We start from the raw sequence: 20,100 nt of genomic DNA on the forward strand, positions 1-20,100 counted from the left end.
GCGTATATGTTCAAACTGCACCATATTAAATAAATCAGGGACTAATTATCGCGCTAAATCTTCTGCTGAATAATCGACACCTAAAAGGTGTGCACGACGAATCATCTGCAAGTTTTCGGAATGGTCGAGGGTTTCGGTTTGCGCTTGTTCTTCGGTCTGTTCTTCTGCCTGTTCTTCTTCCGGCGCGGCTTGCTTTTGGGTTGCCTTGATCTTGGCGGCAATTTCCTGTTCGAGCCTGCGCAGCTCTACCCGCAGTTCAACCAGTTCCTGTTCCTTTTCAAAGGTCTTTTGACTGAGCTCTTTTAAGGTCGGCACCTCGGCAAGCAATTCGGTTTGTTCCTTTTCATACTTCTCCCGCAAGCCGGTCACTTTGTCAATCGCGTTTAGAAAATAACGGGCTGCCAGCTTGGGGTTATCGATGTTGGGGTTCCCGCCGTTAGCCTGGTATTTGATACCGCCCGGCCCTTCAGCAAACAGGTGGTTTTGCATCCGGTATTTGAATAAACCCTGATCTTCGTAACCCTCGCGCTGCTGGCGGATATAGAGGTTAAACCCATATAGAGTGCCGATCTGTTTTTCCTCCGATTCGCCTTTGCCGGGCTGCCAGCCCTTGTACAGCGCAATGATCTTGTTCCCCAAAGCTTCGGCATCCGCAGATTGAAGATCCGTCAATTGTATCGGGTTCAGTTTATTACCCTCTTTGTTGTGCTTTAATTGAGAATTGTAGAGCGCTTCGTCCTGGAGCAGGCCATCCATCGTGCCTTTGATTTCGTCCAGCCTTTTTTCGGCGGCTTCGAGGCTGTAACGATTGCGGGCGACTTCCCGGAAGTGGGCTGATTTCCAACCCTCTAATTGCGCCACTTTCTTTTCAACTTTTGCTTTCTCCAACAGCGTGGTATCGCCGGAAAGGATGGCGATATACTCCGAGAAGTTCATGCCGCTTTTTTCATCCAAAGCACCCTCGTCCAGCGTCCGCACATTCAGCTCACAGTTCTTCATTTGCGAAATAAAGGTCTGCTTGTTCTTCAATAAATTGAACTTGTAAGCATCCAATGACTGTTCTACGCCATAAATAAAATTCAGCACCTTGTTATCATAGAACTTTTTGGCCAGCCAGTTGCCCTGCCTTGCGCCCCGGCCATCGCGCTGCTCCAGGTCGCTCGGTCGCCAGGGTGTGTCAAAATGGTGCATGGCAACAACCCGCGCCTGTACATTGAGGCCGGTGCCCGCCTTTTCGGTACTGCCTAACAAAAGCCTGATCTCCCCCGCATTCATTTTGCGGAACAGTTCCGGTTTTTGCCGGTCTGTCCAGTCGTGTATAAAGGTGATCTCGTGCTTTGGAATATCAAAATCGCTCACCAGTTTATCGCGTAGGGCATCATAAATATTGAATACATCAGGCTTCGGTGTGCCGATGTCGCTAAATAAGATTTGTGTGCCTTTATGCTCCGTACTCCCATGATAAACCTCGGCGATCTTTCGCGCACATATATTCAATTTACTATCCGGGTGGTCTTCATAATCCGGGTCGATCAGCCGCATATCCGCCGACATTTTTTTGGCGTAATTGGTGGCGATCAGCATCCGGGCATTATCTTCCTCGGCGGTCAACCGTGGACGGCCCAATAAGGTCGCGTCACCTGTCTCGGCAAACTGCATCAGCTTTTTGATAAAGTCCTGCTGATCCGGTGTCGGGTGAATGTTTACTAATGTTTCAGCAAGTTCCGGCTTGTCGAGGTTAATGTGTTTGGCTGTCTTGTAATCGGTGATCTCATTATAAAAAAGCGCCAGTTCGGGCACTTTGATGAAATGGCGGAAGCGTTCCTTGGCGGTGATCTGGTTGGTGACCGAAAACTCGAAGTCGGTGGTTTTCTTGGCAAAAACCGCTGCCCAGGCATCAAAGTTGGCGATGCTTTGGCGTTCAAGTTCATTTGGCCGCAGGTATTTGAAGATCAAATACATTTCGGTCAAACTGTTGGAGATCGGCGTACCCGATAAAAACGTGACGCAGAGATCAGCATCAAATTTTTGCTGTAAAGTCCTCACCGCAAAGAGCATATTCAAAGCCTTTTGGCTGCCGTCCTGGTTTCCCAAACCCGCCACACGGTTGTGCCGGGTGGTAAAGGTCAGGTTCTTGAACTTATGCGATTCGTCCACAAAAAGGTGGTCAATATTCATTTCCAGGAAGTCGATACCTGCATCCTTTTTATTTTCGAGCGTGTATAATACCCCCTCTAATTTGGCTTCCAGGTTCTTCTTGCGCAGTTCCAACCCTTTGAGGATCGAGCGCGAAACTTCTCCGCCCAATGATTTAAGCGTGTCCAGGTCGGCTTGTATATTATCCAGCTCTGCTTCCATGATCTCCTGCTGCACTTCGGGCGATTGCGGGATCTTGCCGAACTGGTCGTGCGTCAGGATGATACAGTCCCAATTGTTATTCTTGATCTGGTGAAAGAGCGTTTGCCTTTTGACCGGCGTAAAATCATTTTCACCCGGTGCCAGTATTTTGGCATGGGGATAGGCTTTCCGGTAGGTATCGCTGATCTGCCCCACATTGGCTTTGAGCGCCAGGATCATCGGTTTTTGGACGATGCCCAAGCGTTTCATTTCCTGCGCGGCCACGATCATGGTCAGGGTCTTGCCCAAGCCTACTTCATGATCGATCAGCGCGCCTCGGTTTTGAATGATGCGCCAGGCGGCATTACGCTGTGAACTGTACAGATCTTCGATGCCCAATGCCTTGCGGTCAAGGCCGGGGAAGGCCAAATGGCTGCCGTCATATTCGCGCAGCACATAGCAGTTGAACGTTTCATTGTACAGCGCTTCTATGCTGTTCTTTTCGCTTCCGGGCAATTCGCGCAGCCATTCCTCAAAGCGGCTGCGGATGGATTCAATTTTTTGGTGGCCTAACTGGATCGCCTCGTTATCCGGCAAGCGGACCGCTGTGTCACCCGTACCGACCTTATAGCTGAAATAGGGGCTGGTATTTTCCAGCGCATGTTCCAAAAGCGCGGCACCCTTCATTTTAATGCCGGACTTCGGCATAATGGCAAATTCCTCGTCGGTCTTGGCATTGCCGTTTTTGTAGCTAACCTTAAAAGCATCAGCCGAGGAAAAATATTCGATATGCGTGTCCAGGCCAAACAGGTCGCTGGCAAATTGCTGGTAATATTCCACCGGCATCCACCGTTCGCCGAGGTTAAAATCTAATAATTCAAAGGGTATCTTTTCCGGCTGCACCCGCCTGATCGCTGCCAGGCTCCGCGCGATCTGCAAATCATCGGGATGCGCTTCGGCGGCCCTTTCCGCCAACTCTAATTTTTGCACTACGTTTCCCGACAGGTAACTATCGTTGGTTTCCCAGGTGCGGTTAATGGGGTTCATCAAAATTTTGCCGTCCAAAGCTCGGATGATCGCATATTCATCCAGCCCGGTCATGGTGCTCATGTAGTCCAGGTCAACGATACCTTTGTCATTCAGGCTCCGCGCCAAAGCTTCGGCGGGATCATCGGTATGGAGGTCTTCCTGCTGCGAAAACACCGGGCCAAATAAGATATCGGCTTTTATCCAGGCTTCATTTTCCCGGCGTTCCAATGACGAAAGCGCCACGAAACCCAAAGCGGCATCCTGTAAAATCTTATTCCGGTTGCTGCCTTTATTTAAGTCCCCGAATTTGCCGGTAAAAGTTTCATAGTTCCGGTTGAGCAAAACCCGCAAATGCGGCTGAACCTGTAAAGTTTCCGCTTCCTTCGCGTACAACTCCATATAGCTATCCCGTAAGGCGATGTATTGCCGGAAAAAGGATAAGTCATTTTGACCATCAAAAGGTTTAAAATCCGCCTGCCCGTTCTCGATCTGGCCGGTCAGACCCGCCTTTCCTTCGTGGATGACTAAAGTGTCCTGCTTGTAAAACGGCTTGATATTGGTGAACGGCACCGGGCGGTCAGGCAGCAATTCAAATACGGCTTCCAAACTCCGGTCACCCTCGTAGCGGTAGTCATGCCCGAAAGTTTTCAGCCTGGCGGATAAGGCCTTTAATTCATAGGTCAGGGTATTGCCGCTGACCCATTTGTTGGAAAAGCTCAGTTCCTGCACGTTGCTGAACAATTTATACAGGTAGCGGCCGGATTGTTTCGCCTGTGCGGTGATCAAAACAATGCTGTCATGGTCGGGCCGGGTGGTCGTGCGGATCGTACTGATCTGCCTGCCGGTTGCGGGATCGACAAAGGCTTTGTCCAGATCGGATAAATAACCCTGCGCCTGGTCATTATTTAAAGTCGGGGCATCAAAAAGCCCTAACTGGCCCTGTGTTGAAACATCGCCAGCCGGTAGTTCCGGCATAGCCAGGAAAGTAAAAAAGCGAACACTTGGCACGGTTTTACTTTCGGTTTTGCTGACCGTTGGTTCCTCGGACAACCGCTCTTGTAAAGCTTTCCAGCGGTCGAGGTCAAAATTGGCGGCTAAACCTTCGGCAACCTGTTCCATGAGCGGCTGCCTGATATCCTCCACCGGGCCTTTCTGCCAAATCCGCTGGCTTGGCTTGCCGTACTGGTTTTTGCCTTCCCCTATTGTATCGGCCAAACGCAGTTCCGGGTGCCGGTCGATATAAGCATTGACGGAAAATTTACCATAGCTATTTTCCTGTTCAACCGTATCGACCAGAAATTGCTCTGCTTCGGTAAAAGCTTCTTTGTTGTCGTTCTTCTGAACCAGCAGCAAATGGCTCGGCGCTTCCGTGTTGGCGGTATCCTTCATCAGGTTATCCGGCAAAACCGAAAGACTGATGAAATCTGCCGAGGTAAATACATGCTTACGCCCCAGGGTATTTGAGGCCGTGTTTAGAAAAGCATCCGTCACCAAAAAGGCCAGCAGCCCGCCGTCACCTAATTTATCCAGGCCTTTAGCAAAAAAATAGTCATGGATCTTGTTGGTTACCGCGCTGCCCTGATAGGCCGGATCGAATACCTTGAAATTACCAAACGGGATATTGCTGGTAATAAAATCATATTTGCCTTTTTCGTCCGGGGCTGTTTCCTCAAAACCACGAACCTGAACGATATTGTTTACCGGCAAAGTCAAGGCGAGCGCCATCAGCACCTTGCCGGTCAGGATGTCCTTTTCGACTGCGTTGACCTCCTGCAAATCCGGGAAGGCTTTTACGGCCTCTGTAATAAAGATACCTGCGCCACTGCTCGGCTCGTATAGGTACTGCGGCAAAATGCCCTGATCCTTCATGGCGGCGTACAAAGCGCCAGGCACTAAGTCCGGCGTATAAAAAGCCGTCTGGATGCTGCTTTTCATGGCATCTATCGCCTCCTTATAATCGGCAGGCGACTGCTTTTCCCGCAATAATTCATGCAAGGCTACGACTAAAGAGTGCAGCCGCAGGTCATTGGCCGAAGCGTTTTGCTGTACCCATTCTTCCACCGGCCCCGCGCCAAACAGGATGGCTTTCAAACCCCCGAAACCGGCGTAGCCTTTTAATGTTTCTACTTCCTCCTGGCTATAATTATCCTGTTCCGATAAAGCGATGCGGAGGGCATCAATATTACCGGCCAGTTTTTTTGAACTGTTAAAAGCCATGATCTATTCTCCTTCCAGGTATTCGGCAATGGTGTCGGTGACGGCGTAGCGCAAAAGGCGGCTGTCCTCGCTTTCAGGAAAGCCGAACTCATCAAACAAGTACTTGCATACCGATAGCAAATTCAGCAGCTCATAAATGAGGATGCCGTTAATATGAAAAGCCAGGTGGGTCTGCTCAAATTCTTCCTCAAAGACCTCCTGCAAATAATCATAGCGTTCGCGTTCGTCCGGCTCCAGTAGCTTTAATGGGTTCATCAGATGGGGATTGTATCCGCATCGAGCACGTCCTGGTAGGTAATACTCAAGGTGATCACTCGGCCAGAAATCTGCTTTTCGCTCAATTCGATATGGAGTACTTTATTTCCGGGAAAGGTCATTTTTTTCAGGACGATGATGTTGCGGTAGGTCTTTTGAAAAAAGGGGTTGTTAAATAAGATATATTCGGGCTTGAGCTCTACTGACTGCACATTGGTAGCCTTGGTGATCTTTTTATCATCAATGTGGAAACGGAAGTCTTCAATATTGTAGGCCAGGTTCGTTTTGTTCCAGTAACCCAGGTCGATAAATACATAATCCCCGGCTGTATAGATATGGTATAGTTCTGCTTTCAAGCCGAAAGCCTTCGTCTTTTCAATGGCCCGTCCCGGCCGTTTACAAAAGAGGTTGAGCGCCATTTGCTTTAACTGGTTTTGCGAAAGCCCGATACCCGAAATATCCAGCGGGTGAGTGCCAGCGGGGTCAATCGCAATTTCCGTTCGGGCATCCCTGGCCGTGATCGAATCCGCACGGATCACATGGTATTGGGTGATAAATTTCTCACCCGCAATAGTGATCACCGCATCCGCCAAATTCACCGAATCCTTTAAGCGGATGCGGAGTACATTTTTTAGCGGCAGGTCGCCGATGACCGATTTGGCGGAAATATCCACGTACTGGATCGGTTCGGGCGAAATGAACTGCACCGAAACATTTTCGGGCAGGTAAACAATGGGCAAAGCGTTCTTTTTAATACCCTCTGCAAAGGGTGTTAATTGCGCATAGCTATGCAGGCCCGCCAGTAAACCGGCAAGAAATATGAATATTTTTTTCATGGTTAGTAGTGTTGCTGCGCTTTTTCCAGCGCTTCGTTATCGATTAAATAGAGGTAAGAATTGTATTTGATCCTGGCCTTATCCTTACGGATCAGCCCGGAGATGGCAGATGAAGTGGATTCAAACATTTTGCTGGCGGTGCTCATTGCAAATTGGCTGGCAACCGAGCCGGTGCCGCCGCCGTCAATAGTTACACCCTGCACGGTATTGGTGCCGAGGTCTTTGGTAAAATCACGAAAAGCCGATTCCGGCACATAAAGCCCGGAAAGCCCGTCGAGGTCGTATACCTGCAATTTGACCGGCAAAATCTTATTTTCATACAAAATGGATTTGACCGTCAGTTCTACACGCTGCCCGGAAAAACCCGTGATCATTGCATAGAGGTAAGTGCCTTTGCTAATCCGGTAATTTCCTGCTTCTATGTCATCCAAAAGCCGCAGCCGGATACGCGAACCGGCATAACCGGTCAAATTCTCATCAATCACAACCTTAATAAAGTCCGGGTGTCTCTCCGGCAGCACGGTATTGAATCCTGATGATGGCGCATCGGCCAGCCTTACAGCTAATTTGGGTTCGGCGGCTTTTTGAGCGGCTATTTTTGCCCGTGACTCAGCTAATTGCCGCTCGGCTTTAACTGCCGGATCATTGACCTTGTTCATGCTGTCAAGGTAAGCCATCTGCTGCCGGAAGATTTCCATCGGGTCTTTGACCTTTTGGTCATTGTTAACACTGCTTTCCGCAGGGTGCCGATTCTTTAAGCCGTTAAGAGCAGCAAGCATAGCCTGGTCGTTATTGCCCGGCTGCTTATGCATCGGGACCGCCGTAGGGTTTTGCGCATATTTCGCTTTTATCGCTTCATTGATCGAATCCAGCATTTTTTTCTCTTTATCTGAATAACTGCTTTGAAAGGCCGGGTTGCTGGTTTTTTCAGCGGGCAGTGCATTGACGGCGGTCATACCGTCACCTTCTTTATAGGTATTACGATAAGCATCCAGCTTATCTTCCAGCTGCTTTTTCTGCACATCGCCGGAAACCTGGCCGACCGAAGTGTTAATGCCATTTACTGGCTTGTCCTCTGTTTTTTTAGCAGCAAAGCCGCTGTGGTAAACAAAGAAGAACAAACACAAAAACGGCAAAAGTATCAGCGGCAGGATGTATTTGGGTTGTTTTAAATTGATAGTCATGATACTAATGGGGTAAGGTGAGACGGATATGCTGCAGGCTGTCGAGGTCACGTACCAGCGTTAAGCTGTCGGCCTGGGTCAGTACTTTTTTGGCGGTGATGCTATCGACCTGCCGCCTTAACCGGATGGTTTGCCCAAGTGCCGTACCTGCGGCTAAAATGAGGTCAAAACCACTATTTAACATTTCTGTCCTCGGCTTCACTTTTGCTTTTTCCGGCGGAACGATTTGGTGACGCAATGCTACCGCCAAAACTGCGGAGACAATCAATAACACGCTCATCAAACCAAACAGGAAGCGCGGATATTTACCGGCAAGCTGTTTGCCAAACCGGCCTCCTTTGTCGGCATAAACCGAAAATTCCTTTTTCAATTCCCTGTACAGCGTATCCCTGGGATCGCGGTTAGAATGTATTTTTCTGAACATTTTCGAGGTCTTTGTTTTCAAGCGTTTTCCAGTTCATAATGAGCACGCCATGCGGGTTATTGTCGCTGCGGGGAATATCCTTTAGATAGCCTTCGGTGATCAGCGAACGGATGACCGTCGAGCTGCGCCGGTCGATCTTCAGCTTGCCATAATAGCGGAAATAGCGTTTGGTCATGTCAAGCGAAATGGAATCGGTTTGCAGGGTAATGACGGAACTGGAGGACAGTACGGAGTTGAAAAAACCGTTCTCCTTCAGGTTGTTCACCTGGTCGGCACCTGATTCATCGACGAGGTACATTGCTTTTTTTAACTGATATTCGATATACTTATCATCCGGTGTCAGCGAAAAAAAAAGGGCATGAAAAAGGTCGATGTCGGCCCGGTACTCTGAAGGGCGGTTTACCTGCATATCGGTTTGATTGGCCTGCAAGGGAATACCATTGCTCAGGATGTAAATACTTTTGCGGGCGTCCGAAACCTGCCAGTAGGCGTACGAACAGCAGATAGCCGACAAAACGATGGAGGTCAGAAAACTGCCCACAGTCACCCAGGTCGCCAGCCGTATTTTGGCTTCGATATTTTTAACGATCATAAAAAGTTGAGAAAGAGGTTAGATGAAACTGCCGACGATGCGGGTGGCACCGGCCATGGTGCTGGCACCACGGCCAATGTTGGAGGCGGCCGAGCTGATACCCGAAGTGGAGATGATCCACGTAGAAATGCTGGGCACGGTAAACATACAGATGGCACCGATCACAAATACGATAATGACCGTACCGAATGACAATATACCGTTACCGGCAAAAACCGCCAGTTTCGCCATATCCGCAGGCGCTCCGGTTTTACCCACGAGTTCCTGGTACTTGCTGATCTCGGAGGTCAGTGCATATTGTTCCATCAGGCCGCAGAGGTACATGATCAGGTAAGCGATACCCGAATACAAATTGACCGACACAAAACGTGCTACCCAGGTTGAAAAACTATCGCGAAAAGCAGGCAGAATACTGACCGCTACCGAGAACGGCCCTAATATGATCAAGATAGATGAATAAATAATCTGGATCATAAATATAATGTACGTCGCGATGCGCAGAATCCAAATCCCCAATAACTCCAAAAGTTGGGTAAATAGCAGTTGCATCCCGACCGTGAGCCGGTTCTTCAGTTCCAGCAATGGCGAAACCACATCGGCGATACCTTGTTTCACTGTGCTCGTTACCGTATTCCAGGCCTGCCCGTACCAGGTATCGCTTTCCTTTTCAGCAACGTCGGCCTGTGCCTGGAACGTATATAAGGAATTGGCGACTTGCAGCATTAGGTTAGCCCGTGTAAAGCGCAAGCCGTCTACATCGCTTTGCACGCTGTCAAACATTTGCTCGGTCTGCTGGGCCACCAGGTCTGTCGGAAAGGCAACCATTTTCACGAATCCGCCCCACCAGATAATGATCATGGCCAAACCGAAAGGCCGTAACAGCGGCATGATCTCCATACGCTTGTCACCCACCATCATTTCATAGCTTTTGATGGCAAAAAATATGATCATAAAGATGGCGGCCAACGCCTGTGCATCGCCGATGAACATACTGAAATGGTTCCAGATCGAGCCTTTGAGCCCTTTCAAAAATACCATGACACCGCTTTCATAGACCGCATCGCCTTGCAGGTATTGCAGCGACTTGCGGCTAATGGCTGTATCAACGGTAGCAGTTTGGGCAAAACCTGCCGTTCCCCATAAGGTGAACAACAGGCATAAATAAAATAGTTTCCGTTTCATGGTTAGTATTTAGCATTCTGCAATATTTTATTGGCGATGTGCACATCGCTGTTAGGCGTCCAGTTCGGAATGGAGACCGAACCTTTCTGCAAGGTTTGCTGATGGGCTGCCATATCCAATGTCATTTGCGCTGTCGAGGTGCGGATCGCCCAAACAGATGAAAGGTTTTTGTACTCATTCAGCATCCGGTAATAAGCCATGATCCGGGAACCGCGGTCCATATCGGTTGAACGCGCCCCGTTCAGCCTTCCCTTTAATTTATCCAGTTCGCCCGTGTACCAACCGTAAAGGCCTTCGGAAACCAGCTTACCGCTGACCTGCGGTGATAAGCCGCCTAAAATAGACACCGGGGAATAGTTCAACAAGGGATTGAATTGCTGCTTATAGTATAGCAGCCACAAAGGGTCGGCATCTGATAATAAACCAGATTGGGAAGCGATTTGTGATAGCGCCGTGTTCCTGGCCGTATCTGATTGCAGCTTATAGCGGTTATCGATCCCATTCATCGTAGCGACCAAGGCCAGTCTTTGGGTTTGCTGACCGCTAGCGCTTAATGGGCGTATGTCGGTTTTGTGATAATTCGGGTCGAACAGACCCCACACGAGCCAGTAATAAGGGTTGAGGCTCAGAAAACCAGCCTTTGGATAAAACTTGTTCTGGTCCCATTGCTGGAACACCATGCGCTGGCTTTGGTTATCCACCGCATCATCCTTGATGATGGATTGGGCTTTAACAGTATAAAGGCTAAAGCATAAGGCGAAAAGCATTAATATTTTTTTCATTCTTTGAGGTATTTAGCGTTAGTAATAATTTGCTGGACGAAGTATTTGTCCTTATTGATAAAGTCCTGCCAGGGGTTGATCGTGGCGATAATGCCGCGCTGTTTGGCCCAATACATGGCTCGCCAGGCACCATAGGCCAGTCCGTCTAAAATCTGTAAGGTAGTCGTGACCTTTTTGAGCAATTGGTCACGCCCATTATAATCGGCCAGTATATTATCGCCGGATTTCAGCACATAGGTCGAAACTTCACTAACTAAAGCGACTGACCGCACTTTCATTTCGTTGGCGATATTGGTGGCAAATAGCAGCAAGTACGGATCGGATTTGCCTAAAGCCAATGCCTGGTTCAGATAACTGATCATATCGGCGGTAATGGTCGCCATGTATTTAACCTCCAAACCATCTTTTAAAGCGGAATTGACATTGGATAAGCCGTTATAGATGATCGTTTGTGCCAGCACCACCGAACCTACATTGGTATTCAGGTCTTCGATGTTATTGTTGATCTTGCTTAAATACTGATTATGCGTTTCCTCTGCGCTGCTGCGCACGGCCTGGTTAGCTTCGACAGAAGCAAAGTATTTCGGGTCGAAAACGTATTGCTGACCAAAAGCGGAAAGCTTAAAGCATAAAACCAAAAGTAAAAGAATAATATGTTGCTTTTTCATTGCTTTAAGTATTTAGCGTTTTGGATAATACTCTCGGCTACGTTTTTATCCTGGTCGATATAATTCTGAAAAGGATTGATGGAACGCAGCAAGGAATTCAGATTGGAATAGGTCAGCGTATTGACCAGGTTGCCTGATAACTCCTGTATCTCCGAAAGTTGCATCAGTACATAATCAAATAACAGTTTCCGGTCGGAAGCTTTCATTTGGTTCACATCGCCAATCGATAAGGTCAGCCCTGTCACATAACCGATCAGGCCCTGCGCTTTTTCCACAAATTCGATCTCCGTTTGGTAACCCAAAAAAGCAAGCGCCGGGTTCTTTTCCACCAGACCGATGATCTGCGCCTGATAGCTCACGATTTGTTTGACTTCCGGCGTGGCATAGATTCCAATGTCCGCGATATTGATGGCTGTCCCCAATGTATTATACCTGTTTTGTAAGGTGCGGTACATATTTTTCATTTTGGTCAGCAGTGTCAAATTCGCCTGTTCATTAGTGGTAACGGTTGCCTGGTTGTTCCGGGCATTGACCTGCTGGGTATGCTCTGATTTGGACTGATCGATTAACTGGTGGATACCGGCAATGTCGAGGGTGCTTTGCTGCGCGGAAGCTGTAAGCGAAAAGCACAAAGCTGAAAGCAGAAATAGATAAATTCTTTTCATTGCTTTAAGTATTTAGCGTTGTTTAATACATCGTTGGCAATCTGCACGTCCATGTTCTTCCATCCCGCCCAGGGATTGAGCGAAGCCCAGATACCCCGCATTTTTGCCCAATACATCGCCCGTCCCATCCCGTAAGCAATGCCCCTTAAAATCTGCATTTCGCTCTCGATATGATTTAAAAGCTTGCCGCGTTCACCGGCGTCCATGAGGTTTGAACCGCCTTTGAGCACAAAGGCGCTGACATCAGCGGCAAGCGTTACTGCCCGTATTTGAAATTCACGTGCGCCTTCCTCGGCAAACAGTAATAAAACAGGGTCGGACTTGGCGATGGTAATCGCCTGGCCCACATCGTTGACTATATCCGTCCCGCAGCTGGCGATCTCCTTAATGGAAGTGAGGTTATTAATGACGGAAGCCACCTGACTCAGGCCGGTGTAAATCTTGTTTTGCAGGTCATTGACAATAAGGAGTTGACTTGTTACCGCCAGTTGTCCCCGCTGTATGGCGCTGAGGTTGTTATTGGTAGTATTTAACTGGCCGTTGATGACGGAGCTGTTCACGATAATGGCTCCGGAGGTTAAAGGGTCAACGACAATTTCCTGGCCGAATACTGCTTTACACAACAGTAGTGGCAGGAGGATAAGGAGCATTAATATTGTCTTCATGGATGTCATAAAAAAATGGATGATCGATTTGATTAATATGGCTGACAAACTGTGCGAGCGACATTTTGCTGGCGTGAAAGTCATTGACAAAGTGATCCAGTGCATGCTGGTATTTGCCAAAGTACTCGATGTATACCTCCAGCGCAGACTTCTCCGGCTTTTCCGTTGAAAATGTGAGATACTGATGCAAACTCACTTCGACACCATAGACCTCGCCAGCCGATCCGCGCCGTATATATACTTCTTTGAAGCGTCCGCGTCCTTCGGTATTCTCCAGCTGGTTAATAGAAAATATCTTTTTGCGCTCCGTTTCATTGATCGATAAGAGCGAAGCGATAGCACCGTAATTGTCCTTGAACTTGGTTTGATCCAGCAGGCAGATCGTATCTGAATTGTTGATGATGCTGTCTTTAACCACTGCGTTGCCGATTATATCTCCTAATTCCTGGGTAACGACTATGGCCTCGCCCCAAAACTTTCTAACGGTTTTGTAGAGGTATAGAAGGTACGAAGCCATCAAAGGGCTTGCTATCGCTTTCCACGCTTCCTCCACCACAAGGGCCTTACGACGTGAGGAACGGAAGCGCATCTTCTGGATGAATACATCCATGATCGCCAGCGTAACGATTGGAAAGAGGACGCGATTTTCTTTTACCGCGTCAATTTCATAGACAATAAAGCGCTCGGTAAACAGTGAAGAATCGGTTGCTTCGTTCAGGATCTGGGCAAATTCGCCGCCCATATAAAACTTCTTTAATACATAGCGGAACTCATCCACATCGAACGGAATGCGTTCTTCCTGTTTGATCTCCGGTATTTTCCAGAGTGCAAACTCGTAAAAGCTATTAAAGTTTAACTGTTCAATATGCGGCTTTCCATCGGCTTTAACGCGGCGCAATTGTTCGTCTTTAACTGCCTGGTGAAACTTTTCATCATAAGCTGCCCGGAAAGGATTGGTCTCGTTCGGCGTTAAAGTGTCGCCGGAATGGGTGAGTGCATCTACCAAGGCCTGGTCATCGCGCGGCAGTTCACCCGCTAAATCATTGTCCAGCACTTCAATTTCAAATTCGGCGAATGGCGTGAAGCCGCTACCACCTTTCATTTCTTCCAATACTTTTTTGCGGATAGCGAACTGATCTTTTTTGGAGATTGGCGGCAGTTTTTCCTGCTCAAAGTATTGCAGGTAATAAGCGTTGATCACATTGCTGATGACATCCCGTTCGACCTGGCTGAAAACTCCGTCCGCACCTTTCCAAAGCAAGCCAACCAGCGAGATCAGGAAATCCTTTTTCTCGATGTTGAATTCCTCCACGGTGATCTGGAAGGGGTTCATGGTAATCGGCTTCTTATCAGTATAGGTAATGTATTTGCCTTTATAATAGGCGCATAAACCGGAATAGGAATGGCCAGTGTCCACAATGACCATATCCATATTGAACAGCATATATTGTTCAATCAGGCTATTCATGAAGAAGGATTTACCCGAACCGCTGGGGCCTAACACAAACTTGTTCCGGTTATTGATGCGGTTAGTCCGCATAGGAAGATCGGCTACGTCAATTCCTACCGGTACGCCCTGCCGATCTGTAAAGCGTACCAAAAAATCGGACAGCTCATCGAGCGGCATCGACTCTTTTAGAAAAAAGCAAATGGCAGCATCGCAGGTGGTAAGGAACCAGTCATAATCCTTCAGTTCCACCGCATTACCCGGCAGGGCGCATCGGTAAAGTTCCAGTTGGTTATAGCCATTCTTGCTGGCCATAATACCCAACCCAAAGAGCGCGCTCTCGATAAAATTGGCGGCTTTCTGTATCTTATCCTGCTGAGCGGCCAGCACAATATTAAAATGGCAGTTGACCAATAACTGGTTCTCCCGTGCCACGTCATTTAAGAGCAGATCAATATCCTCGACGCATAGCGTATTAGCAGGGTCGGGAATGCCCGAATGTCGCTTCTTTTTTAATTCCAGCTTTTTGAGTGTCATAAACTGGCTGGGTATGTCAATGACCTGGTTAAAAAGGATCACCTCGAAATCTGGCACCCGGAACAAAAACGACAGGAAATCTACCGGGAAACCGCGCAGGGTTTCCTTCTCGTTCATTTCAATGTGTGTATTTACCGTTGGTGGCAGATCCACGTTATCAATATTGATCAGCGGGATATTGCGGATCGCGCGGTCACCCATTTTAATCTCGGTATCGTTTGGCGCGAAGTTGTTCAGCACGATATGTTCCGGCTTAAAGTCCATTGCAAGAAACTGCATGATCAGTAAATTAAGTTGCTGCTCCTGAAGAATCACCGGTGACGTTTTGGCAGCAACCAGGATGTCCATGACCTTATCCAGTTGCTGGCTGAAATCACGAAGCACCTTTTTATCAAATACATAAAAAGCGCCCTTGCGTACCTGTTTGGTCAGGGTCATATAGGTATTAACCCTGATATAATCCCGCCCGGCGAAATGTTCATTGTATTTCTGCTGCAAATACTCGCTGCCCTCTTTGAGCGGGTATTTTTCTTTACTGATCACATCCGACTTTTGCAGTAAATACCCATCGCCCATGATCTTGACCACGTTGATCATCAGGGCATGAAACTCGTCGTACGCAGAAGAAGCGGCAGAGAAGCGGGTAACCGGATTGGTAATTTTGATCACCACGGAACATTCGCCGCCTGTGCCGACCAGAATATCGATGCCATGATAGTGATCGATACCGATGTAAGGAATATTAAAGACTTGTTTTCCGGCCATAACGGGAGAGATTTTTGAAATTGACCTGGTGAATAAATATACCCGTCGGACGGGCTTTGATATGGAGGCCTTGTTTCTGTTTGGCGGCGATAAAGACCAGTCCACCAGCAACTGAGGCGATCAGGACGATCAGGCCGAGCCACATATTGACCAGCGCCATCGTTAACGCGCCCAATACCAGACCGGCTAAAAGCGAAGCAACGCCCCAATAGATGTATTTGCCTTTAAAACCGCGATATACGAGCGGCCTTTGCAGCCCCTTGTATACCTGGAATTGCCTTGCCATTAGGTCAAACCAAAGAAGGCTTTGATCACGACTGCGGACACCACGAGGAACACACAACTGCCTCCCCAGCCCATTAATTCTTTGTTAATATCCTGGTCGCCGCTGTTCCATTTCGAGTAAACGCGGATCGCGCCGACAATGCCGACGATACCCCCGATGACCAGGGTCACATTGGTGACAGGGGCGACATAAGTTTTAAGGGAAGTGGTAGCGGAGTTCAGGCCGGTAACACCGTTCTGGGCAAAGGCAGAAGCCGTACCCAATGCAAGGGCCACGGCTGTGGCCCACATTTTTCTGATTTTGTTCATTATAGGGGTATTAAAAATTATTAGAAATAAAAAAGGCGGCCCCCGAATCATCGGGGAACCGCCGGGGTTATGGAGGGGTATTAAAGAATTTACAGGCCAAACACGCCGCGCAGGAAGACACCTGCCAATACCATGAAAAACGCGGCAAAGAACCAGGCGGCCACCTGCTCATCGATGCGCGGGTGGCCCATTTGCCAGTTATGGTAAATACGCACCGCGCCGATAATGCCAAACACAGCGGCCAGCACCTGAGCGCAGTCCATCGCGGAGAAAAATGTCGATCTTAAATTTTGCTGCGCCTGCTGCATTTCCGAAATGCCAGGCTGCGCGTTTGCGCCCAATGCCAGCAGGCAACAACAAAATGTCATGAACTGTCTTTTCATATTAAAAGCTGACAGAGCGTGTATAGATAATGGCTTCCTGTTTGGCCAGGCGAAAGAGGTCGGTGATCGGCACCCCACCGGAGCCAAGCACTTCGTTTTTGTTTGAGGATTTAGCTGGCGCGGCCGGTTGCGTCGCCAGTTGCACCGGCGTAACCTGTTCGGAAAAGGTCAGTTCGTACGGATTTCCGCTGGTCACGTCCAGCCGTTTGCTCCGCGCCAGGTCGGCCAGAATAACGATCAAATAATAAAGGCCGTAGCCGACAGCCAGCCAAAGTAAAAAATGGGTCCAGTTCATGTTTTGAGTTGTTTTAAGAATTGGTCGATAGCCAGCCGCAGTTCCGGGTGCTGCTTGAGCAGGTCGTTGATAGCATAGGCCATCACTTTGGTAATGTCAATGCCTGTGGCCAGCTTGAGCTGGTTCAGGATCACGACCGTATATTCATCCAGCCGGATATGTACCACACTGTGGTGGTCACTATTATCATAGGCCCGGATACGGTCGAGTATCTCATTGAAGGCCGGGTCGCGCTGCTGGCGAAGGATTTTTGGATTCATAGCTCGAAGTTGGCTAAGTGTGCTTTGATTAATGATTTGAGTTCGGGGTTCTGATCGAATAGCTGCCTTATGGAAAAACAGATCAGGCGGGTGACCTCTATGCCGGTTGCAATCTTCAAATGATGGATCATCTGCGCGGTTTGCGCATCCACGCGGGCATGGATCAGTGTTTTGTTGGCGCTGACATCGAGATCACGCATCAGCGAGACGATCTCCGGGATGTCCGGCGGTTTGGCTGATTTGGGTTTAACCACTTTTACCGGCTTTTCCGGCGTGTCCGGCTTGGCCATTTTACTCCTTAACTGGTCGGCCAGTGTTTTGATCTCGCTCATAAATAGGGTTGGATAAAGTCTTTAAAAACCCGCTCGAAAACCGGCAGCAAAAGCGCCTGCACGTTGATTGGTGTCTGGAAAGTATTGGTGCGCTGGAAATCGATACGGTCGGCAATCGCCTCGGTAACGTGCCCCAGTTGGTTCAATTGGTCGTTCACATCCGCTTTGATCTCGTACTTGACATTGGCCTTGATGCGGTTGGGTACAAATAATAAATGCACCTCCGGGTTAATCTTCTTCAGTACCAAAGCGAAAGGGATCGTTGATTCAAAGCTGAACTCATCATAGGCAAATGGACAAATCGCTACCTGCGCTGCTTTAAAAACACCTATCAAACCATCGTCATCCAGCTTGCCCGGCAGGTCGATCAAAACAATATCCTTTGGATTATCACGGATAGTGTCTGCCATCATTGGGAAGTCTGCTAATCCAAATGCCAGCACCTCATACGGCTCGGCATTCTCCAGTATTTTTGCTTTCTCGAATTTTTGGGAAATTGACTGCTGGTAATCCATATCCAGCACAGTGACTTTGCACTTTTTATTTTGCGTGAGATAATTGGCCAGCAAAAGTGTGAGCGTGCTTTTTCCGGCGCCGCCTTTCTGGTTTCCGATAATAATGACCATAAGCTAAATTTTAATTGTCAGCGGAGATTGGTTCTTGCTTTTTTCTTCCGGCGGCGCTTCATCCCTAATACTGCATCATCATCTATGTCTGATGCCAGGTTGATGCCGGGTATTACCGGATGCTGTCTTTGCGACTGTTCATCCCGAAAGTGGTAACTGAGCGAAGCTTGTTCTTTTTCGTTTAAAAGTTCAGCTGTATTGATAAATACTCCAGCTGCCGGATCATGCAGGGTAAAGCCATTTTCGTTTTTAATGATGACCAGGTCCTGATGCTGTAAACCCTGCGTCAGATCAGGGTAATTGTACATCGCCGCTTTTAAGAGCGCGTCGTAATAGTGCATTTGTTGATGGTTGTTCTCGTAGCGAACTTTCGGTTTTTCCTTTTGCGGACTTTCAGAGACGCGAATGGTTAAAAGTTCTTTTAAGGGCATGATCTCACCGCCCTTAAAGACATTTTTACCGGAATGATCGATCACCGAATAACCATAAGGCGGTTTGTCGCCGGAAGCGTGAAAGACCAGTTCGATGCCGAATTTGACTTTCATTACAGCTGAAAATTCAGATTGGTAACCCTTACGGCCTTTTGCCAAGGTCGTATCATGGGTGGCTGCATATTTATGAAACCAGGCTTTTAGCTGTTCTTTCCGCTGCTGGTCAGCATCCTTGCTTAACTTTTCAGCTATTAAACTCCGCTCAATGGTTTCCAATAATTTCCCAAATTTGATCGCCTCGTAAAGACCGCCCCGCTCCCGCAGTACATAGCCCTTACTTTCCAGGATCATGCGGAATTGTGCTTCAGTGGCAAACCGAAAAGCCAGCGCATTTTCAATATCACTTTTAGCTTTATGACTGGCATCAATACCCAATACCCGGTTCAAAGTTTCCACCGCCCGTATCTTTTCAAAGCGGTCGCTGATCTTTTTACCCGTGCGGTCGATGCGTGCGGTCACCAAATGGACGTGGTTGTTGGCCGTATCCTTATGAAAGATGATCAGGTAAGGTTGCTTTTCATAACCCATTCGCGCCAGCCATTCCTCGCCAATGGCGGTTAGTTCGTGTTTGTCATAAGTGCGGCTTTCCGCTGAAACTACCACATGGAACTGAGGTCGCTTGACATGCTTATTCGTAGCTGATACCATCGCCAGGTGGTTTTTGTAATCCTCCGGCCGTACGCTCATTAGGCCCATTAAAGCGCCAAAGTTCGCCACCTTCATCAACTCGCCCTTATTTGCATCAACCTTATCGGTATTATAGCTAACGGCGGGAAAGCCATCGACTGGCGGCAGGATGTGGACGATCATAACTTGTTCATTGTGAACTTGTGCATGCTGATCTTTTTCATTGCGAACAAATTCGTCGCGAACAATTACGCTGAAAACAAGTTTGGAGAGAACAAGTGCAGTGCAAACAAATTTGCTCCAAACAAATTCTGTGTGAAACAATTCGCAGCAAACAAGTTCCCACTGAACTATAAGCCGGTCATCCGGAAGATTTTGCGCAGGCTGGTATCCAGTGCTTGTTGGTTTTTTAGATATTGCTCAAACAAAACAGTAAATCGCTCAATCACTACAGGCGATAGCATACCTCGTTTTTTCAGGATGTTTGCATATTTCGCTAACTGGTTTATGTTATTGCCGCAGCGTCCCATCTCGGCACCCACCTGGTCCAATAAAACGATCAGCTCCTTTGCATTCACGACCAGTAATCCTGCATTACTCAACAGTCGCTGCCTGATCAACTCCGTTTTGGTCAAACCCAATGTTTGCTCCAGTTCGCAGATGATCTTATATTCATCTTCCGTAAAGCGGGCATCGATCTTCTTGATCTTTTTACCGCCGGGCATTTGCGGCCTGCCCTTTGTCCTGCCTCTACCATTCATCAGAGTAAACGAGTTGCGAGTTTACGATACTCCCTGGTCTTCGCGTAGGTACGGAGCGAAGTCCGGGGCAAGATTGCGACTGGCTGGCAAAAAATGAGCGGAGCGGTTTTTTGTCGGACAGGAGCACATCTTGCAAGGGGAAAAAC

Annotated in this window: 21 protein-coding genes; all 21 read right to left on the reverse strand. The window is 48.3% G+C overall.

Annotation, left to right across the window (positions count from 1 at the left end):
* Positions 1 to 45: 45 nt before the first annotated feature.
* On the reverse strand, positions 46 to 5,583 hold the full coding sequence (locus HQ865_RS00865) for a helicase-related protein (RefSeq protein WP_173413072.1): 5,538 nt from the start codon (positions 5,581 to 5,583) through the stop codon (positions 46 to 48).
* A 3-nt stretch (positions 5,584 to 5,586) separates the two neighbouring features.
* Positions 5,587 to 5,838, reverse strand: a complete 252-nt coding sequence (locus HQ865_RS00870) for a hypothetical protein (RefSeq protein ID WP_173413073.1) — start codon at positions 5,836 to 5,838, stop codon at positions 5,587 to 5,589.
* The gene (gene traN / locus HQ865_RS00875) at positions 5,838 to 6,674 is read right to left on the reverse strand and encodes a conjugative transposon protein TraN (protein ID WP_173413074.1); all 837 of its coding nucleotides are present in this window, start codon (positions 6,672 to 6,674) and stop codon (positions 5,838 to 5,840) included. The genes HQ865_RS00870 and traN overlap by 1 nt, the downstream gene beginning before the upstream one ends.
* A 2-nt stretch (positions 6,675 to 6,676) precedes the next feature.
* Positions 6,677 to 7,858, reverse strand: coding sequence for a conjugative transposon protein TraM (traM, locus tag HQ865_RS00880; protein WP_173413075.1), 1,182 nt, complete (start codon positions 7,856 to 7,858; stop codon positions 6,677 to 6,679).
* 4 nt (positions 7,859 to 7,862) lie between these two features.
* Positions 7,863 to 8,282, reverse strand: coding sequence for a hypothetical protein (locus HQ865_RS00885; RefSeq protein WP_173413076.1), 420 nt, complete (start codon positions 8,280 to 8,282; stop codon positions 7,863 to 7,865).
* Positions 8,260 to 8,874 carry a conjugative transposon protein TraK gene (traK, locus tag HQ865_RS00890; RefSeq protein WP_173413077.1) on the reverse strand — a complete coding sequence of 205 codons (615 nt, stop codon included), beginning with the start codon at positions 8,872 to 8,874 and terminating at the stop codon, positions 8,260 to 8,262. Before traK ends, HQ865_RS00885 begins: the two co-directional genes overlap by 23 nt.
* A gap of 18 nt (positions 8,875 to 8,892) precedes the next feature.
* Complete coding sequence (locus HQ865_RS00895) at positions 8,893 to 10,056, reverse strand: plasmid transfer protein (RefSeq protein ID WP_173413078.1); 1,164 nt, start codon at positions 10,054 to 10,056, stop codon at positions 8,893 to 8,895.
* A gap of 2 nt (positions 10,057 to 10,058) precedes the next feature.
* Positions 10,059 to 10,838 (reverse strand): hypothetical protein, encoded by a 780-nt coding sequence (locus HQ865_RS00900; protein WP_173413079.1) that lies wholly within the window; start codon positions 10,836 to 10,838, stop codon positions 10,059 to 10,061.
* Positions 10,835 to 11,506, reverse strand: a complete 672-nt coding sequence (locus HQ865_RS00905; RefSeq protein ID WP_173413080.1) for a hypothetical protein — start codon at positions 11,504 to 11,506, stop codon at positions 10,835 to 10,837. The genes HQ865_RS00900 and HQ865_RS00905 overlap by 4 nt, the downstream gene beginning before the upstream one ends.
* Complete coding sequence (locus tag HQ865_RS00910) at positions 11,503 to 12,171, reverse strand: hypothetical protein (protein WP_173413081.1); 669 nt, start codon at positions 12,169 to 12,171, stop codon at positions 11,503 to 11,505. The genes HQ865_RS00905 and HQ865_RS00910 overlap by 4 nt, the downstream gene beginning before the upstream one ends.
* Positions 12,168 to 12,836: a hypothetical protein gene (locus HQ865_RS00915; RefSeq protein ID WP_237073685.1), complete on the reverse strand. Its 669-nt coding sequence runs from the start codon at positions 12,834 to 12,836 to the stop codon at positions 12,168 to 12,170. The genes HQ865_RS00910 and HQ865_RS00915 overlap by 4 nt, the downstream gene beginning before the upstream one ends.
* Positions 12,787 to 15,585, reverse strand: coding sequence for a TraG/VirB4 family ATPase (locus tag HQ865_RS25900; protein WP_237073687.1), 2,799 nt, complete (start codon positions 15,583 to 15,585; stop codon positions 12,787 to 12,789). Before HQ865_RS25900 ends, HQ865_RS00915 begins: the two co-directional genes overlap by 50 nt.
* On the reverse strand, positions 15,563 to 15,871 hold the full coding sequence (locus HQ865_RS00925) for a plasmid transfer protein (RefSeq protein WP_173413082.1): 309 nt from the start codon (positions 15,869 to 15,871) through the stop codon (positions 15,563 to 15,565). Before HQ865_RS00925 ends, HQ865_RS25900 begins: the two co-directional genes overlap by 23 nt.
* Entirely contained in the window at positions 15,871 to 16,179 is a 309-nt protein-coding gene (locus tag HQ865_RS00930) for a DUF4134 domain-containing protein (RefSeq protein ID WP_173413083.1), read from the reverse strand. Before HQ865_RS00930 ends, HQ865_RS00925 begins: the two co-directional genes overlap by 1 nt.
* 89 nt (positions 16,180 to 16,268) lie before the next feature.
* Positions 16,269 to 16,562, reverse strand: a complete 294-nt coding sequence (locus HQ865_RS00935; RefSeq protein ID WP_237073689.1) for a DUF4134 family protein — start codon at positions 16,560 to 16,562, stop codon at positions 16,269 to 16,271.
* Between the two features lies 1 nt (position 16,563).
* Positions 16,564 to 16,857, reverse strand: a complete 294-nt coding sequence (locus HQ865_RS00940) for a hypothetical protein (protein ID WP_173413084.1) — start codon at positions 16,855 to 16,857, stop codon at positions 16,564 to 16,566.
* Positions 16,854 to 17,117 carry a hypothetical protein gene (locus HQ865_RS00945; protein WP_173413085.1) on the reverse strand — a complete coding sequence of 88 codons (264 nt, stop codon included), beginning with the start codon at positions 17,115 to 17,117 and terminating at the stop codon, positions 16,854 to 16,856. The genes HQ865_RS00940 and HQ865_RS00945 overlap by 4 nt, the downstream gene beginning before the upstream one ends.
* Positions 17,114 to 17,449: a hypothetical protein gene (locus HQ865_RS00950; RefSeq protein WP_173413086.1), complete on the reverse strand. Its 336-nt coding sequence runs from the start codon at positions 17,447 to 17,449 to the stop codon at positions 17,114 to 17,116. Before HQ865_RS00950 ends, HQ865_RS00945 begins: the two co-directional genes overlap by 4 nt.
* Complete coding sequence (locus HQ865_RS00955; RefSeq protein ID WP_173413087.1) at positions 17,446 to 18,075, reverse strand: ParA family protein; 630 nt, start codon at positions 18,073 to 18,075, stop codon at positions 17,446 to 17,448. The genes HQ865_RS00950 and HQ865_RS00955 overlap by 4 nt, the downstream gene beginning before the upstream one ends.
* Positions 18,076 to 18,092: 17 nt before the next feature.
* Entirely contained in the window at positions 18,093 to 19,517 is a 1,425-nt protein-coding gene (locus HQ865_RS00960) for a relaxase/mobilization nuclease domain-containing protein (RefSeq protein ID WP_173413088.1), read from the reverse strand.
* A 26-nt stretch (positions 19,518 to 19,543) separates the two neighbouring features.
* Complete coding sequence (locus HQ865_RS00965; protein ID WP_173413089.1) at positions 19,544 to 19,954, reverse strand: plasmid mobilization protein; 411 nt, start codon at positions 19,952 to 19,954, stop codon at positions 19,544 to 19,546.
* Positions 19,955 to 20,100: the final 146 nt, after the last annotated feature.

It is taken from the genome of Mucilaginibacter mali (assembly GCF_013283875.1).
GTDB lineage: Bacteria > Bacteroidota > Bacteroidia > Sphingobacteriales > Sphingobacteriaceae > Mucilaginibacter > Mucilaginibacter mali.

Excerpts from the sequence above, each read along its gene's own strand:
- HQ865_RS00865 (WP_173413072.1), bottom strand. The coding sequence starts at position 5,583 with ATGGCTTTTAACAGTTCAAAAAAACTGGCCGGTAATATTGATGCCCTC.
- HQ865_RS00870 (WP_173413073.1), bottom strand. The coding sequence starts at position 5,838 with ATGAACCCATTAAAGCTACTGGAGCCGGACGAACGCGAACGCTATGAT.
- traN (WP_173413074.1), bottom strand. The coding sequence starts at position 6,674 with ATGAAAAAAATATTCATATTTCTTGCCGGTTTACTGGCGGGCCTGCAT.
- traM (WP_173413075.1), bottom strand. The coding sequence starts at position 7,858 with ATGACTATCAATTTAAAACAACCCAAATACATCCTGCCGCTGATACTT.
- HQ865_RS00885 (WP_173413076.1), bottom strand. The coding sequence starts at position 8,282 with ATGTTCAGAAAAATACATTCTAACCGCGATCCCAGGGATACGCTGTAC.
- traK (WP_173413077.1), bottom strand. The coding sequence starts at position 8,874 with ATGATCGTTAAAAATATCGAAGCCAAAATACGGCTGGCGACCTGGGTG.
- HQ865_RS00895 (WP_173413078.1), bottom strand. The coding sequence starts at position 10,056 with ATGAAACGGAAACTATTTTATTTATGCCTGTTGTTCACCTTATGGGGA.
- HQ865_RS00900 (WP_173413079.1), bottom strand. The coding sequence starts at position 10,838 with ATGAAAAAAATATTAATGCTTTTCGCCTTATGCTTTAGCCTTTATACT.
- HQ865_RS00905 (WP_173413080.1), bottom strand. The coding sequence starts at position 11,506 with ATGAAAAAGCAACATATTATTCTTTTACTTTTGGTTTTATGCTTTAAG.
- HQ865_RS00910 (WP_173413081.1), bottom strand. The coding sequence starts at position 12,171 with ATGAAAAGAATTTATCTATTTCTGCTTTCAGCTTTGTGCTTTTCGCTT.
- HQ865_RS00915 (WP_237073685.1), bottom strand. The coding sequence starts at position 12,836 with ATGAAGACAATATTAATGCTCCTTATCCTCCTGCCACTACTGTTGTGT.
- HQ865_RS25900 (WP_237073687.1), bottom strand. The coding sequence starts at position 15,585 with ATGGCCGGAAAACAAGTCTTTAATATTCCTTACATCGGTATCGATCAC.
- HQ865_RS00925 (WP_173413082.1), bottom strand. The coding sequence starts at position 15,871 with ATGGCAAGGCAATTCCAGGTATACAAGGGGCTGCAAAGGCCGCTCGTA.
- HQ865_RS00930 (WP_173413083.1), bottom strand. The coding sequence starts at position 16,179 with ATGAACAAAATCAGAAAAATGTGGGCCACAGCCGTGGCCCTTGCATTG.
- HQ865_RS00935 (WP_237073689.1), bottom strand. The coding sequence starts at position 16,562 with ATGAAAAGACAGTTCATGACATTTTGTTGTTGCCTGCTGGCATTGGGC.
- HQ865_RS00940 (WP_173413084.1), bottom strand. The coding sequence starts at position 16,857 with ATGAACTGGACCCATTTTTTACTTTGGCTGGCTGTCGGCTACGGCCTT.
- HQ865_RS00945 (WP_173413085.1), bottom strand. The coding sequence starts at position 17,117 with ATGAATCCAAAAATCCTTCGCCAGCAGCGCGACCCGGCCTTCAATGAG.
- HQ865_RS00950 (WP_173413086.1), bottom strand. The coding sequence starts at position 17,449 with ATGAGCGAGATCAAAACACTGGCCGACCAGTTAAGGAGTAAAATGGCC.
- HQ865_RS00955 (WP_173413087.1), bottom strand. The coding sequence starts at position 18,075 with ATGGTCATTATTATCGGAAACCAGAAAGGCGGCGCCGGAAAAAGCACG.
- HQ865_RS00965 (WP_173413089.1), bottom strand. The coding sequence starts at position 19,954 with ATGAATGGTAGAGGCAGGACAAAGGGCAGGCCGCAAATGCCCGGCGGT.